Origin of the sequence: Thermoanaerobacter thermocopriae JCM 7501 (genome assembly GCF_001310975.1) — a bacterium.
Taxonomy (GTDB): domain Bacteria; phylum Bacillota; class Thermoanaerobacteria; order Thermoanaerobacterales; family Thermoanaerobacteraceae; genus Thermoanaerobacter; species Thermoanaerobacter thermocopriae.
Genome location: NZ_BAZY01000031.1, coordinates 1 through 15,746, shown reverse-complemented (window position 1 = coordinate 15,746; position 15,746 = coordinate 1). Strand labels below are relative to the sequence as shown.

Annotated in this window: 9 protein-coding genes and 3 pseudogenes; 1 reads left to right on the top strand and 11 read right to left on the bottom strand. The window is 31.2% G+C overall.

Annotation, left to right across the window (positions count from 1 at the left end; translation table 11 throughout):
• The first annotated feature begins 126 nt into the window (after positions 1-126).
• Positions 127-1,825 (top strand): annotated as a pseudogene (locus JCM7501_RS10340) (IS1634 family transposase).
• 80 nt (positions 1,826-1,905) lie between these two features.
• On the opposite strand, the pseudogene JCM7501_RS10335 reads toward JCM7501_RS10340, so the two are convergent.
• The 11 genes and pseudogenes from JCM7501_RS10335 to JCM7501_RS10285 all read right to left on the bottom strand — a co-directional run.
• Positions 1,906-2,706 (bottom strand): annotated as a pseudogene (locus JCM7501_RS10335) (IS110 family RNA-guided transposase); the annotation flags it as partial.
• 581 nt (positions 2,707-3,287) lie between these two features.
• Positions 3,288-5,062: pseudogene (gene aspS / locus JCM7501_RS10330) on the bottom strand (aspartate--tRNA ligase).
• 905 nt (positions 5,063-5,967) lie between these two features.
• On the bottom strand, positions 5,968-6,846 hold the full coding sequence (locus tag JCM7501_RS10325) for a radical SAM protein (protein WP_028992497.1): 879 nt from the start codon (positions 6,844-6,846) through the stop codon (positions 5,968-5,970).
• Between the two features lie 43 nt (positions 6,847-6,889).
• Complete coding sequence (locus JCM7501_RS10320) at positions 6,890-8,041, bottom strand: hypothetical protein (protein WP_054644865.1); 1,152 nt, start codon at positions 8,039-8,041, stop codon at positions 6,890-6,892.
• The gene (locus JCM7501_RS10315; protein ID WP_028992499.1) at positions 8,001-8,978 is read right to left on the bottom strand and encodes a M29 family metallopeptidase; all 978 of its coding nucleotides are present in this window, start codon (positions 8,976-8,978) and stop codon (positions 8,001-8,003) included. Before JCM7501_RS10315 ends, JCM7501_RS10320 begins: the two co-directional genes overlap by 41 nt.
• Before the next feature lie 225 nt (positions 8,979-9,203).
• Entirely contained in the window at positions 9,204-10,415 is a 1,212-nt protein-coding gene (locus JCM7501_RS10310; RefSeq protein WP_028992500.1) for an MFS transporter, read from the bottom strand.
• A complete protein-coding gene (locus JCM7501_RS10305) occupies positions 10,393-11,850 on the bottom strand; it encodes a DUF885 family protein (RefSeq protein ID WP_028992501.1) in 1,458 nt (485 codons plus the stop codon). The genes JCM7501_RS10310 and JCM7501_RS10305 overlap by 23 nt, the downstream gene beginning before the upstream one ends.
• 339 nt (positions 11,851-12,189) lie before the next feature.
• The gene (locus JCM7501_RS10300; protein WP_256201400.1) at positions 12,190-13,347 is read right to left on the bottom strand and encodes an amino acid--tRNA ligase-related protein; all 1,158 of its coding nucleotides are present in this window, start codon (positions 13,345-13,347) and stop codon (positions 12,190-12,192) included.
• Between the two features lie 44 nt (positions 13,348-13,391).
• Entirely contained in the window at positions 13,392-13,712 is a 321-nt protein-coding gene (locus tag JCM7501_RS10295) for a hypothetical protein (RefSeq protein ID WP_054644863.1), read from the bottom strand.
• Positions 13,713-13,725: 13 nt separating this feature from the next.
• The gene (locus JCM7501_RS10290; RefSeq protein ID WP_028992503.1) at positions 13,726-15,036 is read right to left on the bottom strand and encodes a radical SAM protein; all 1,311 of its coding nucleotides are present in this window, start codon (positions 15,034-15,036) and stop codon (positions 13,726-13,728) included.
• Between the two features lie 335 nt (positions 15,037-15,371).
• Entirely contained in the window at positions 15,372-15,575 is a 204-nt protein-coding gene (locus JCM7501_RS10285; RefSeq protein ID WP_028992504.1) for a hypothetical protein, read from the bottom strand.
• Positions 15,576-15,746 lie beyond the last annotated feature (171 nt).

The following is a 15,746-nucleotide window of genomic DNA, read 5'->3' as shown; positions in this document are numbered from 1 at the left end:
TGTTTTTAGGATTAAAAAATTTTTCAAAACTGTAGGGACAATTTTTCTTCTAATTATTGCCATAATACTTGACTATATTCACTTTTTGTAGTATAATGTAATAAACTAACATAAAGGTGATGCCATATGTTTCTCAAAATAACTAAAGCTGGTGGTTATGAATATGCCAAAATTGTCCATAATTATCGCGAAAATGGTAAAATAAAGCAAAAAGTCTTGCTTAATCTCGGTAGAATTGATGAACTCAAAAATGATCCCTCTTTCATTAATCTTGTAGATAAATTGCAAAAAATATTTTTAAGCTCCAGTGAAGAAACAGGTTCCATCAAGCTTTTTCCAGAAGATGTTTCAGAAGGAATTATTAAAAACTGGGGATATATTGTGTATAGAAAACTTTGGAAAGAGCTTGAAATAGATAAATTTCTCAAACAGTATAGCTCCCAAAATTCCAGGATAAAGTTTGACATTGATAAAGTGGCATTTTTAATGACAGCACAAAGATTAATTCAACCAGTAAGCAAACTTCAGACGTACTACCGCAAAAAACAGATATTTTGGATTCGAAGAAGATATTGATTTGAATCAGCTGTACAGGGGATTAGATATTCTGGCCCAGATAAAAGAGGATTTAGAGCTATATCTTTATCACAAGAATAGAGATTTATTTAACATGGTAGTTGATGTTGTTTTTTATGATGTGACAACATTTTACTTTGAAAGCATTAAGCAAGATGATTTAAGGGATTTTGGATTTAGCAAGGATAACAAGGTAAATGAGGTACAAGTGGTAATGGGCATGCTTGTAGATAAAGAAGGAAGACCAGTTGGATATGAACTGTTTCCAGGAGACACTGTTGACAGCAAGACCATGATAGAAATTTTGAGGAAACTGAAAGAGAAATTCTGCATAGACCAGGTAATAATAGTTGCAGACAAAGGTCTTAACAGTAAACTTAATTTAAAGCTGATAAAAGAAGCGGGATACGACTACATTGTGGCAAGCAGACTGAAAAACATGAGTAAAGAGATTTTAGAGAGAGTATTTGATGAAGAGGGGTATCAAGTTCTTGAGGAGAAGAAATGGAGATTTGACAGAGAAATATTTGGTGAAGAGTTTAGATTCAAGGTCATAGAAAGAGAGAATATTATCAAAACGGGAGAAGGGGAAATATTCAAGATACCTGAGAATCTAATAATAACCTATTCAAGCAAGAGGGCCAAAAAAGATAAAGAAGAGAGGCAAAGGCTAGTAGAAAAAGCAAAAGAACTTTTAGAAAGGCCCGGCAACGTAAGGGCAGCAGAAAAGAGAGGAGGAAGGAAATATTTAAGACGCATTTCCGAATCAGAAGAATATGTACTGGATGAAGAAGCAATAAAGAGAGATGAGAAATTTGACGGTTTTTATGCAATTCAGACCAGCAAGAAAGAAATGAGTGTGACAGAAGTTTTAAATGCATATCATGATTTATGGAAGATAGAGCAGTCTTTCAGAGTAATGAAAAGCTGTCTTAAGGTAAGACCAATATTTCACTGGACGGAAAAAAGGATAAGAGGGCATTTTGTTGTGTGCTATTTAGCATTTTTACTGGAAAGAACTTTAGAATACAGCTTGAGGTCTAAGGGGAAAGAATTAAGCAGTGATAGAATAAAAGAAGCGATAGATTCAATGAATTTTGTGGAGATAGAGATAAATGGGAAGAAATATTTAATTAAACAAAAGATGGAGGAGGAAGCTGAAGACATATTGAAGGTGATGAAAATAAAAGCACCAAAAAATTTCATTACGTATGAGGAAGGCATGGAATTAATTAGCATGAGAAAGTAATGTAGTGACAAATTTCACGCCCATTTTTTGTCAATACCTGTATTCCCAAGCTTTTTGGGTTTCGAACTGACAAAGTCAAGAGCTATTATGTGTTCAGCTGTGCGTCTGCCTACTCCTGGAATAGTGTCTAAACGCTCCAGGTCCTCCTCAAAAGGGAGCATTCGCCTCTTTATCTCTTCATCCAATAAGGCTATTTGTTCATCGAGAAAATCTATATGTAAAAGCTGTGTCTTTAACATTAATCTTTGATGTGGCCCTATTAAACCATTTAAAGCTTTCTTTAGTTCTTCTTTCTTATTCTTTAATCGTTTCTGAGCCAATTCGGATAAAATGGCAGGATCTTCTTCTCCATTAATTATAGCTTCAATCATCGCACGTGATGATTTCCCCAGTATATCTGTAGTCACAGAAGCAAGTTTAATATTTGCTCCCTCTAATACTTTTTGCATCCGGTTTATTTCTCTGGCACGTTCTTCTATTAAGCTCCGTCGATATCTTACTAATTCCCGCAATTCCCGCTGCTCTCTTGAAGGTATATAACTGCCCTGCAGTAAACCATGCTGCAATAATCCTGCAATCCACTCCGCATCTTTTACATCCGTTTTTCTGCCCGGTACATTCTTAATGTGTTTAGCGTTTACTACTATTGGATTAAGTTCTTCAATCTCAAGAATGTTGTAAATAGGCTTCCAGTAAGAACCTGTACTTTCCATCGCTACATGTGTACAACTTTTACTTTTAATCCAGTCCACCATAGCTAGTATATCTTCAGTCATCGTGGAGAATGTACGTATTTCTTTTTCTTCTGGTGTAATTACGCAAGCTACTACAGTCTTTTTATGAATGTCTAAGCCACAACAACGTGGATATATAACTTCCATTTGTATCATCCTTAAGCGGCTTTTAGATTTGAAGGGCTGGTGCAACAACCTCTATCGATTATTCTATCCCGCGTGCTTCCATATTGGAGCAACAGTCTGTGGTGCACCCGGTCGTTGTGGTTCAGTCTAATCATCGAGCTCGAAGCATCAGAATAAAAACGACCTGCCTTCACCAGCCGCTATACTGATTATATCATCAAAAAAGGACATTTTCATTCTCTGCTGGTGCCGCATTTGTTGCGGCATGGGAGTCTAAATAATATTAAGCCCCTGCCTTCGGTACTAAGAAAACAGGAGCTAAAATTTTGCTTTGTCAACAAACTGAACATTATATTGTAATGCTTAATGTTCTAACTTAATACTATTTTTACTGATAAAGGATATTCAAGAATATTATAGAGCTTTGATGAAAAGGCATAGATAAATATCCACCCATACTTCTAGCTATATCTCTTATCATAACTAATAATTTGGGAATATTGCCATATTATGTGATAAGATTTACAGGTGGGCATTCAGAAAAATACTCACCCCAACTATTGACAAAGAGCCTTTATTATTTCTTAACTAGTAAACGTTTATTAATCCATTTTTATATGAAGCTCTTTTAGCTGCTTTTCAGAAACTCGCGACGGCGCATCTGACATCAGGCATACAGCGTTTTGCGTCTTTGGAAATGCAATCACATCCCTTATGGTGTCGCTTCCTGTCATTATCATTGCAAGCCTATCAAGCCCGTATGCTATTCCTCCGTGAGGAGGAGCACCGTATTTAAAGGCTTCCATTAAAAATCCAAATTCCTTCCAAGCCTCTTCTTCGCTGAATCCAAGCACTTTAAACATCCTCTTCTGCAATTCAGTATCGGATATTCTGATACCGCCTCCACCAATTTCTATGCCATTTAAAATTATGTCATATAATTTTGCCTTCACCTTTAAAGGCTCTTTTTCTAAAAGGTCTATATCTTCATCTTTAGGTGATGTAAATGGATGGTGCTTTGCAACATACCTTTTTTCTTCTTCGTCATACTCTAAAAGCGGGAAATCAACAACCCATACAAACTCGTATTTACTCTCATCAATGAGGTTAAATCTTTTTGCCATCTCAACTCTCAAATGCCCCAGTGTGTCAAAGACCACTTCATCTTTATCCGCAACTATCAAAAGTAAATCTCCCACTTCTGCTTCAAGTCTTTCCAAAATTTTATTCAATTCTCCTTCAGTCAAAAATTTAGTGGCAGGTGACTTCACTTCTCCTTCCAAAACCTGCATCCACAAGAGGCCTTTTGCCCCAAAGTTTTTAGCGAATTCCACCAGTTCATCCAGCTGCTTTCTTGTCATTGAAGTAGCTCCTTTTACATTTATACCCCTTATTGACCCGCCGTTTTTCAAAGCATTTTTAAACACATTAAACTCTGACTCTCTTAGTATGTCGGACAAATCTTTAAGCTCCATTCCAAACCTCAAGTCAGGTTTGTCAGTACCGAATCTCTCCATTGCTTCCTGGTAAGTCAGCCTTTTAAAGGGAATATCAAGGTCTACGTCTAAGACTTTTTTGAATACGTGCTTTATCATTCTCTCATTTATATCAAGGACATCTTCAACCTCTACAAAGGACATTTCAATATCTATCTGCGTAAACTCTGGCTGCCTGTCAGCTCTCAAGTCTTCATCCCTTAAGCACCTTGCAATTTGATAATACCTGTCAAATCCCGCAATCATCAAAAGCTGCTTGAATATCTGGGGAGACTGAGGCAGCGCGTAAAACTTGCCAGGATAAATTCTGCTTGGCACAAGATAATCCCTGCGCCTTCAGGAGTGCTCTTTATCAGCATGGGAGTTTCTATCTCTATAAAGCCATTGTCATTGAGAAACTCCCGTACTGCCTGCGTAAGCTTAAAGCGAGTGATTAAATTCCTCTGCATTGAAGGTCTTCTCAAGTCCAGGTACCTGTATTTGAGCCTTACCGCTTCCGATACATTGCTCCTATCCTCTATTGGAAAAGGAGGTGTTTCAGACTTGCTCAAAATCTTCAAATTTTTGGCGTAAATTTCTATTTCTCCTGTGGGTATTTTAGGATTTACATTTTCAGGAAGTCTTTTTACTACTTCCCCTTCCACTGCTAACACATATTCACTTCTCACGCTTTGCACTTTTTCAAAAGCCTCTTTAGAAACCTGTTCACTGAATACTATCTGCACAATTCCTGTTCTGTCCCTCAAATCTATAAAAACTAATCCTCCGTGGTCTCTCCTGCTGTTGACCCATCCCATCACTACGACAGACTTTCCCACATCTTCAACAGTGAGCTCTCCGCACATGTGGGTTCTTTTAAATCCTCCCAACTGGTACCTCATCAAAATTCCTCCTTTTTTTTATTTTTATCTCATCAATTAAAATTTCTACTTTTTCTTCGCTTTCCAATTTTTTAATCTAACCCTACTTTCTTTTTAGTCCTCTTCCTCTGTTATCATCGCAAATTTAATATTTAACTTATTGGCGTATTCAACTTGGGCCTTTAGTCTTCTTACCATGTATACGTTTCTATTTTCAATTCGTTAAATCTTAATTTATTCGTAAGGATAAAAGTAAAAAATTTTTGAATCTTCACATACACAACCTTAGAAATAGATCTGATCTTTTTGACTTTAGAATTTTAATACCCTTTTGCTCTAAAGTAAGTAAAAGTCTCTCTATTCCCATTCCCAATCACACACCCAGCATAAAAGACATCCGCATTCTTCTATGAGTTCATCATATCTTTAACCAATCATACACCCCCTACGAACCAATATCTCTTGAAATGATTACAAAAATACTGTTTGATGTTTGTATAATAATCGAGTCCCCTTGATATTCTAAAATCAACTATATAGCTATTTTCTTCCAATTCAATATTTTTGTAGCTTATTCAAAGTAACTTTTAAACCAACACAGAGATAATCTGTAATGAGGAGCACCTCTTTTATCACTCTTTTCCAGCTTTCCATTTTGCAATCTAACCACTTATGTTAAAGTTAAGCGGCACGTTCGCCTGTATCGAGTGATTCTAGCTAAAAAAGTTTAACCTAGTACCTACTTTGACTCTAATGCTACAAAATTATCAATTTTTGGACACTTAGAACTTAGTATAATCAAAAGAGAATTTAGGGTAATTAGATGCATTGCTTTCAAACAATGTGAGAATATAACAAAAATCATACAGCAAGTTTGGGGTTTTAGAACTGAAATACTAACACATTTAGAGAACTCGTCATATTTCTTATAATAATGAAAAACATCTTGTAGTAATACACTCATAGCCATTTTTTTCTTTTATACTAACTAAATTTTTATGATTATTTATAATTTCATATTCTTCGTCAAATATTGTACCAATGCTTTTCTTATAAAGATAACAGGGATATACTTTACCATCACTATCAATAATGAAATAATTCCTTGGAATTATGCATTTTGGTATTTTCTTTATTGGTCTCTTCGATATTAAACTCTTCGCCAACTTTTCATAGAAATTATTGCGTTGAGGCATATATTTTTTTATTATCTCTATCGCTTCATGGCGCTCTCTTTCAGTAGCATTATACCAAGATAGTTCATTCTGTGGAGGCAAATCTAGTAAGTTTATTGCGTAACCAAACATATTTTTCTTCGCATAACATATTATTTTGTGAACATCTTCAATATTTGCTCTGCTCATCGTAATATTTAATTTTAAATTCTTATAATTTTCTTTTTCAAATTTTGAAAGAATCGATAATAATTTTTCATGTCCGCCTCTGTATAGCTCTGAATATTCACTATTTAGGCTATCTATGCTTATATGCACGGTTACAGAATGCTTTTTTAACCACCTAATTTGCTCGGAATCAATTAAAGTACCATTTGTTAAAATGCTAATATTAGGAGAATACTTTTTCATTGTAAGTATCCAATATTCAATATTTGAAAGTAAAAAAGGTTCTCCCCCTGTGATCATTATTTCACCGAGGTTCATATAATCACTCATAGCTAGAATGAACCTTTCCACATCTTCAACTAATAAATTAGATTTCTTATCTCTCCTTTTATTACTATAATCACAATAACTACATCGCAAATTACAATCTGATGTCACTATTAACCCTAATACTCTAATCATACACTCTTTCTCCTCTCCAATAAGAAAAATTCACTCCCTATATCTATATCTGCAGTATAGATCCATTTTTAAAAAACTCTTTAACGCCATCACCGTAATATTTTATTAATATCCCTTCAAAGTCGACTATAGTGACCCCATCTTTAAAATTTAACAGATCCAGAGTTATATTCTTAAGGGTCTTTTCGTTACATCCATATTTTTCTATAAACATATCAATTACAAGTACACCTTTACCACATATTAACCCTAAGTATTCACGTTCATTGTTATTCTCATTATATTCTGATATAGATATTTTTTTAGAAGCATCAAAATTACTACGATATAACTCTTCACATTTTTTTAACATAATATCAAACAATGAATTACCTCCTATTAATTTAACAAAAACACATTGTAAATACTCTGTAATGCTTTCTAATAAAAACCATCGTCCACTTCCAGTAAACCGAATCTTTATTCCTAAAAATTGATGAATCAATTCATGTATCATGTATGTATACAGCATGGTAATAGGATATTTCAAAAGGGTTTCATTTAAAATTATCAAATTCGGATAAGACACGCCTAATATATTAATATCTTTTAAAGAAATAATTCGTACCGATAATGTCAACCCTGTAAGTTTTTTATATAATATTGCAAATTTTTGTAAAACACTTACTATTTTTATATTGATATTGCTATATAATTTACTTATGTGATCACTTAAATAAACATTTTCATTTTCCATTAATATATCTAGAGTACCTATCAAACTTTCAGAAATTAAAGCTAAATCATATAAATGATAGAAGGTTCTTTTTTTCCCCTTATCAGGAGGAAGATTTATATACAATTCATTATTTTCATCGAATAAATATAAAACATATTGAATTGGATATCCTATATCTTCTACAATGGGGAAAATCGTATCAGGAGGTAAAACCAAAATGTTACCTTCATATTCTATTTTATACTTTAGAAACAATTTCCGGAATCCGGTGTTGCTGCTAACAGTATACTTTCCATTTATGTACTGATAATCTTTTTTATTATACCCATCATCTCTAATATCAATCAATGTTAAATAATTTTGCAAAGCAAATTCAAAGTGTTTACAAGTATCAGTAAATTTAACACTCGCATAAAAACATTTGGATAAATTATGTTTATAATAAAGTGTTATTCTCTCTATATGGCTTTGTCTCAAAATCATCACCCCTAAATTGAAATAAAACACTATCGTCCAAAATCATTTTAAATTCAGGTACAACTATATCAAAATGATGATCATCTTTATTTGAGCCATTTAAAAGTAAACTATCTCCAAAACCGAAATGGCAAGTTCCTAATTTCTTTTCATATAAATCCAAAGTAGGTATAGAAGGGATTGCTGGGTTAGTTCCAAATCCTACTTCAACTAATAAATCTTTAGTCCTATTAATAAATTTCTTACAATCAGTTAAATCTGCAACACCGTTTTTGACTTTTATAACAAATTTATTATTATTTACAACTTGAACAATTATACCATTAACGGTCTCACAGTGTGGTAATAAAAATACTTCTCCTCCTGGAAATTGTGTAATTTTTTCATTATAGATATCAAAAGCTTCCGTATAAATATCTTTTCTATCAAATTCAAATGAAATATCTACTCCTGTCTCGGAAATAATCCTCAGCTTTTTAGCAGTATTTAATGCTTGTAACAGCATTTCATTGTATTTTTTTACACTTTTAAATACTTCACGTCCTGCCTTAAACTCTAAAATTGCAATCTGATCTTTATAATTAATAACCCTTTCATTAACCAATGTTTCTACATAGAGTACATAGATATCATTACAAAAACAATCTAAAAGCCATGAATGAAATATTTTTCCTTGTTTGACATCTATATCTATGATTGGTTTAAAATATATTATATTTACTTTCTTTTTAAGAGGTAAATCCTTTTTTAACTTATCAAGTATACCAGAAAACTCTGTTATACTATTATACCTATATTTTTTAATATTTAAGTTTGAATTTAACACTATACTAAAAATATATTTTTGAAACTCTGACATAAATTCTTCTGCATAAATTAAGTATATTATAGAAAATTCATTTAAAGTATTAATGATTACTTTTTTATACTCATCCATCGCTATCCTTCCTCAAATTAAATACTTCCATCATTCCTTGCCAAATTTAATAACCATTGATAAGTTTTATGAATTCAATATTTATTACGAAAATTTCTACATCATTTGTTATTTATTTAATATTTCATCATTAATAAATACGAATAAACAATCAAAAAGTGTAATAATAAAGTTTTTTATAAAAGGTACATTAGTTTTGATTACTTAAAATTTGCATAGTCTTAGTTATTTCCTATATATCGGTTGAATAGCTGGTATCAGATTGTTAATATTAACATGCAAGTAAATTGCTGCACAAATTTCTGCAATTGCTGCTAACAGCCAAACATATGTATAGCCAAAATATTCAATAAAATAGCCAATTGCTATCGATACAAAAAAACCATAAAAAGATCTTACAGCCGATAAACCAGAGTAAAATGTCGCTCTTTTGTCATTAGGTATATAATCATGTATCCAAGCGTTACTTGCAGATTGGTCTATACCTAGTCCAAACTCAAAAGCACATAATCCCAATATAAAGAAGTATACGTTGGGCATGAGGAAAACAATGATTAATCCTAATACAGCGATTAACATTCCAACAATTGAAATATAAACCGCTTTAAAATAATCTACAAGTTTTGATGTAATAAAACCTGAAAAGGTAAATAATAACATGAAAATTATCAAAAGAATTCCATTTAAGCTGGGATCTAATCCAACGTTATTTGCTCCATAAATTTGCCATGACAAAATGAAACAAATAAATGCTGTATGCGCAAATAAATTTCTTATTAGTATTTTCATCATATTTTTATCTTTTACCAATTTCTTAGTATTATTAACAATATCTACGAAAATATTATCAGTAGTAGTTTCTCCATAATTGTCTTCTAAAAACAATAAAGCTATAACACCTGCAATGCAAGCAATTATACCGCTAATAACTACTGGAAGATTTAAACTTTTTTTAATCAATACAGTTCCTATTGCCAAAGTTACCGCTGCAAAAAAACTTGTTATCCCTGTTAACTTAGGGATAATTTTATCTTTATAATCCAGTTTATTTAATTTATGAAGATAGTCCACGTACCAAGATTGTAGGGCACCTGAAATCAACGCAATTCCAAATGACATTATAATTGATGAAAAGATAAAACCCCAAGTTTCAGTAGAGTACCCATATGCAATCATTCCAATTCCCCAAAATAAGAATCCAATACCTGCGGTCTTTTTCCTCCCATACTTGTCTGAAATATTTCCAGTAGGGTAATCAAATGCTGCTAAAGCCAGAGAAGAAATCGCAAAAACAACACTAATCATATTCGAGCCTATATTTCTATCATACATCAAAAGTATAAAAACTGTTCCATAAAGCTTGTCAGCCATGTTATACAATGAACCGAGAACCCCATATAACACGGTAGCTTTTTTATACTCTTCTAATTTCATCATAAGATAAACCCTCCATGTTACAATCATGTTCTTCTATCATTTCTTTAATAAATAAATCTATTTTTTTATTGCATTTACTTACTTGCCATTTTACATAATTATATCCTAAAAAGTATGATATAGCTTGTATTGGGTCATCATATGCTTGAATACAAATTGATTTTGCCGTAGAAATATCGTAATCAAATATTTTAGATATTTCGTGTATTACTTTATTAATTTCAGTTTCAAATGCGTGAATTTTCAATGCTGCGAAAGCAAGTACGACCATTTTTCTAAATGAATTATAAAAAGCATGTTCCAATCTTAATTCAGGTCTAATTTGTACATATTTTTCTTCTGCAAATTTAGCCCATCCTTCTTCAAAAATACTATTATGATATAAGATACTTGCTAAACGATTTTTTTTAAATTGTACACAGTACGAAAAATGATGTCCTGGATATGTCTCATGTACTATTCCCAACACTTGCCTATCTGTTATTTTTTGGCCATACGGACAAAATGCAATTCCCTTTGGTTCCTTTGAAGATAAATTATAGCTTTTTATATAATGAAACCCCTTTACGTTTGAAAATATATTAGTTTTACATATTTTTAAATCACCACAGTTTAATAGTTCACCAAAATACTCCTCCAGTTTGGTTATTGTATTTTTATCAAATAAGTCATTAAATTCTACTCCAATTGCTTTCTCTCTAGGGTTACTAAAAATATAATGATTTTCCTTAATATTTGTTTTGACGTCTTCTAATAAACTTTCACTAGAAACTTTTAAACCAGACTCCAAATATAATAATCTCTCAAATTTTTCTCTACCTAAAGGTATTAAAAAGGGTTGATTATTACCATTATTTAAATTTTTTAAGTCTACGATAAATTTCTGTACAACCTTATTCAGATAATTTATTTCATTATCACGCAAACCAATTAGGTGAGCTTTCTTAATAATACTATTCCATTCTGTCTTTATTAAATTAACTGCTAATAGAATATCCAATTTACTAACCATACCATCGGATAAATTTGATAAAGCTATATTAAAAAAAGATGATAATTGGTTTAATTTTTCTTTAACAGCAACCTGATCAAAATAACCATGTTCTATTGCTTCTAGATTCCTCCAATGAATACTAATTCCTTTAAGGGCATTTGCAGCATAAAATTGGGGTTTAGTTTTCCATAAAGCAAGAGTCTCAATTTCAAATTTGCGGTATAATATAGCTCTTTTTAAGCTTACTTTTTCGTTAATACATTCTGTATTTTCTATACTATCAATCTTGCAAATTAATTCGTTCAGTGAAGTTATATAATTTTCTAATTGGTGTTTTGAGAAATCGCCTAAATTATAATTGTTTTTTCCCCATAATATCGCTCTACTCGGAAATTGTTTAGCTATTACATCGATATATTTATTTCTTAACTCATCAATCACAATTCTACCACATCCTTTAAGTTAATTTTCGCACATGACAAGTATACTTTGAATATTTAATAGTTAATCAGAAAAATTGTTTTTAATATACTTTTTAAAAATGTTTGCTAAAGTTTACTTACTTTTATTTTAGATAGTTATGTAAAATTTTTACATCTTTAATCTAAATTCATAAAACACTATACTAATTTTCATTTTCTATAAACAGTAATTCACCTTCAATATTGTATGAAAAACATCTTTGTCACACTTTTGTGTATATTGAGAGTGTTTATAATAATTTTAGAAAACTTAACCATATTTTAGAAAACTATCACCTTAATTTTTTACATTTTTAATTTATTCACAGATAGAAATTATTTCTGGATTTCCAAATTGATCTTTTGGGAAAACCATAACATCACTTATTGTTTTTGTTTCAAATAATGCAAGTAAAGTCCTTTCCCAACCAATTCCTATTGAAAATAGAGGTGGAGCACCCATCTTAAGAACCTTTATAAAATAATCATAATTTTTTTGTTTATCCTTAATTTTAAGAAGTTCAAGTGATTCAATAAACTCTTCAGCAGTGTTTACTTTCTGCCCACCACTTGCAATCTCTATACCGTTTAGCACTAAATCGATTCCTTCTGTATCATTGGAATTCCTTATCCTTTTAGTAAAAATATTTTGCCCTATTGCATCATGCAAACTTTGAGAATCATATTCCAATTCATTTATAAAGGGATAGTTCTTAATCCAACAGAACTTATACTTTTCAACTTTACCAAATAATTTTGGATACAATGTCTTACTAATCCTATTATAGAAAATATCAGTTTCAATACTACTAGGTAATAATAGAATATAGCCAACTTTCTCAATTTCATTATTTTCAAACCATTCATCAATTAAATAATCTGCTTTAATATCACCTAATTTTTGCTTCAAAGTTTTATTTTCATCATAAGAGAAAAAATTTGAATTTTCTCTATCTTGTTGATATGTCTTATTTATTAGAAACTCTTCTATTTTTTTGTTAACATAAGCAGGTATTATCAGCCCGGTGTATTTATATCCGTTAATTATAAAACTTGGGCGATAAAATTTTCTAAACCTTAAATCAGGATGATCAGTAGAATATAGTTTCATACTTTCATGATAATCTAGAATCTCAAAAGGTTTTTCAATTTCGATATTAAAGTGCTTTTTTATAATATAAAAAAACATATCTTCAATTAATCTCATAGCTTCTTCGTTAGTTAAAAAAGCTGCCGTTATTGCAAGTTGAGTAAATTCAATTAATGAATCATTTCTTGCTAAGCTATTTTCTTCAGCTAATCTAAAACACGGGTGAAATTGGAAGTTCCTTTCAATTCCGGCAACAGCTGAAATAAGATTTAATATATTAGGAGATTGTAACAAAATATAGGGTGTTTCTTTGGTAATAGGATTCTGTATCCTCCATTCTTTTGTCCCATATTCCTGTACTGGTACCCATAGAATAGGATTTCTCAGTTCAATAAATTTCTCTTTTTTTAGAAAATCCCGAACAGAGTCCTCTAAACTATTAATTTTTCGAAAAATTCAACATTATATCTGTCAAGATAATTTCTTAATAAAGTAGTTTCCTCATCTCGACATGCCGTTGATAATACATTACATTCCTTAACTTTGATTATACCATTTTGTTTTACTACTACAACTGAAACAATGTCATTTACATTAAGATCATACTTCCATGCATCCAGTGTTAAGATTATCGTACCTGAATAATCCTTAATTGCAACGTTAGAATTTATAATCGATTGGACCCTGCCCATTATCATAAATTCATTATCATTTACTTCCCAGATATCATCAATAAAAATACGTTTATTCATAGGTTCCTCCTCTCTATTGCAAAATAGCCCACTTAATTATATATTTATAAAACTTGCATTTATCTGGATTTAATTTACCATTTCTAACCAAAGCTTCATACTGACATGGACCACCACAAATATTGTAAGCAATGCATTCCAAACAAATATCTTTACTGTTATCATTAAAATGCCAAGTCTCAAACCCTTTATGGAACTTTAAATCCGAAAATTTTAATGTAATACTTTCATCAAAGCCAACTAAACATTTAGAAACTTTTAAATCACTAGTCACATAAACCCCCCAAGTATTACTATTTTGTCCATACGTTAAGTTCATACATGAATTCATCTGTGGAAGTTTTTTATTGATTAAAAAAGCTACATTATTCCCTGGATGATTTAATGGTATCTTATTATTATTGCAATATTTCCATACTGCTGTTACTGCTTTTGCAAATTCTTCTCCATTCACTTCCCAACCTTTATCGACCGGTTGGGGTGTATTAATACTTATTTCTTCGAATCCAACACTTTCTACTAAGAAATGTATGATTTCTTCCGCCTTGTCTATATTGTCATTCGTGAATGTAATAATAGCTGATAGTTTTCCGCCAGCATTTTTATAATTATTAACACCTTCGATTAATCTATTAAAGCTCCCTGACCCGTCAGGAAATACCCTATTTTTATCATTTATATCTTTCCAACCATCTATACTAAATGATATATTAAAATTATTAGAAATGAAGTACTCTGCTAAATTCTCTGTCATTAAAGTCCCGTTTGTAACTATTTCTTCAACATAATCAATAATTTCTCCATTCTGCTTGGCTTTTTCTAATAGCAAATGTCCAAGTTCAATCAAGTCCATTCGTAACAGTGGTTCACCACCAAAATATTGAATTACAGGCCTGCTACCTTTGTTTTCTTTTATAAACCACAACATTATTTCACTAAACTTTTCAACTGGCATATCACCTTTTTTATCATGAATCTTCCGGACAAAGCAATAGTTACACTTAAGATTACATTTTTCAGTTAATGATATTCGCATAAATCCTATGCGACTAGGTAATTCCTTAGCTTTTTTTCTTATTAATTCTCTATATTTTTTAGCATAAGCGAACTCATCAAAATCATTTCTTATTATAATTTTTTTATCAATAAGTTCTTTTGTTATCTCATTAATTTCTATTTCCTGGGGATCAATTAGACTCTCAATAAAACCTTTTACGGTCTTATCTACTACAAAAACATCTAAGGTAAATGCATTAAAGATTATATATTCATCTTCTTTATTTCCTTTTAAAAAATGAACAAATTTTGACGTTCTATACTTCAAAATTAGATCCCCCCTTCTTCTTGATGATGTTTTTTAAGTTTTTTAAGTCTTTGGAGAATCCCACAATCCTTATGGATTAAGGAACTTCGTTGTATATTTTCAAAATATTTTCAAAGGAATTTCTCCCATGTTCGTTAAATTTATACAAATTTACATAAAAGACCAAATCACAGCCCAAATTACAAAAGGAAAGGGAGGAATTCCTATGAAAATCAAAGCTAAACAACTTTATTTTGTTCCTCGTAATGTAACTTTTTTACTATAATATTTATCTCATTTTGCAATCACCTATTTAGTGTTATTATTAAGGACAGAGGAGTATATACTCCTCTGCTTCATAAAATCTCTTCTCTTTCTATTTCTTCTTTTTCCGTCTCATGTTCCCCCAATTCTACTTTTTCCATTTCTGCTTCGATTGCTTTCAGCAATTCTTGCTCAAAACTTTCGTAATCAACATCGAAAATCACACTACTTCTTGAACGTTTACAAATATCACCATAAGGAAGATAACTCAGGTTTATTTTTTTGTCTTTTAACATGTTTTCACCTCCTTTCTGACAAAAGTATAGACTTGTGCAAAATTCAAGAGCTTTTATTTAAGCGATTCTGCAGACATACTTTTTCCTATCGCTCTTGAATTTTTTATCTTTTATGTAGGATTTCCCCTCCCATTTGTCGAATTATTATATATACCACATGAAAATATTTTA

Bases quoted from the DNA above. Each gene is read 5' to 3' on its own strand.
- JCM7501_RS10325 (WP_028992497.1), bottom strand. From the start codon at position 6,846: ATGATTAGAGTATTAGGGTTAATAGTGACATCAGATTGTAATTTGCGA.
- JCM7501_RS10315 (WP_028992499.1), bottom strand. From the start codon at position 8,978: ATGGATGAGTATAAAAAAGTAATCATTAATACTTTAAATGAATTTTCT.
- JCM7501_RS10310 (WP_028992500.1), bottom strand. From the start codon at position 10,415: ATGATGAAATTAGAAGAGTATAAAAAAGCTACCGTGTTATATGGGGTT.
- JCM7501_RS10295 (WP_054644863.1), bottom strand. From the start codon at position 13,712: ATGAATAAACGTATTTTTATTGATGATATCTGGGAAGTAAATGATAAT.
- JCM7501_RS10285 (WP_028992504.1), bottom strand. From the start codon at position 15,575: ATGTTAAAAGACAAAAAAATAAACCTGAGTTATCTTCCTTATGGTGAT.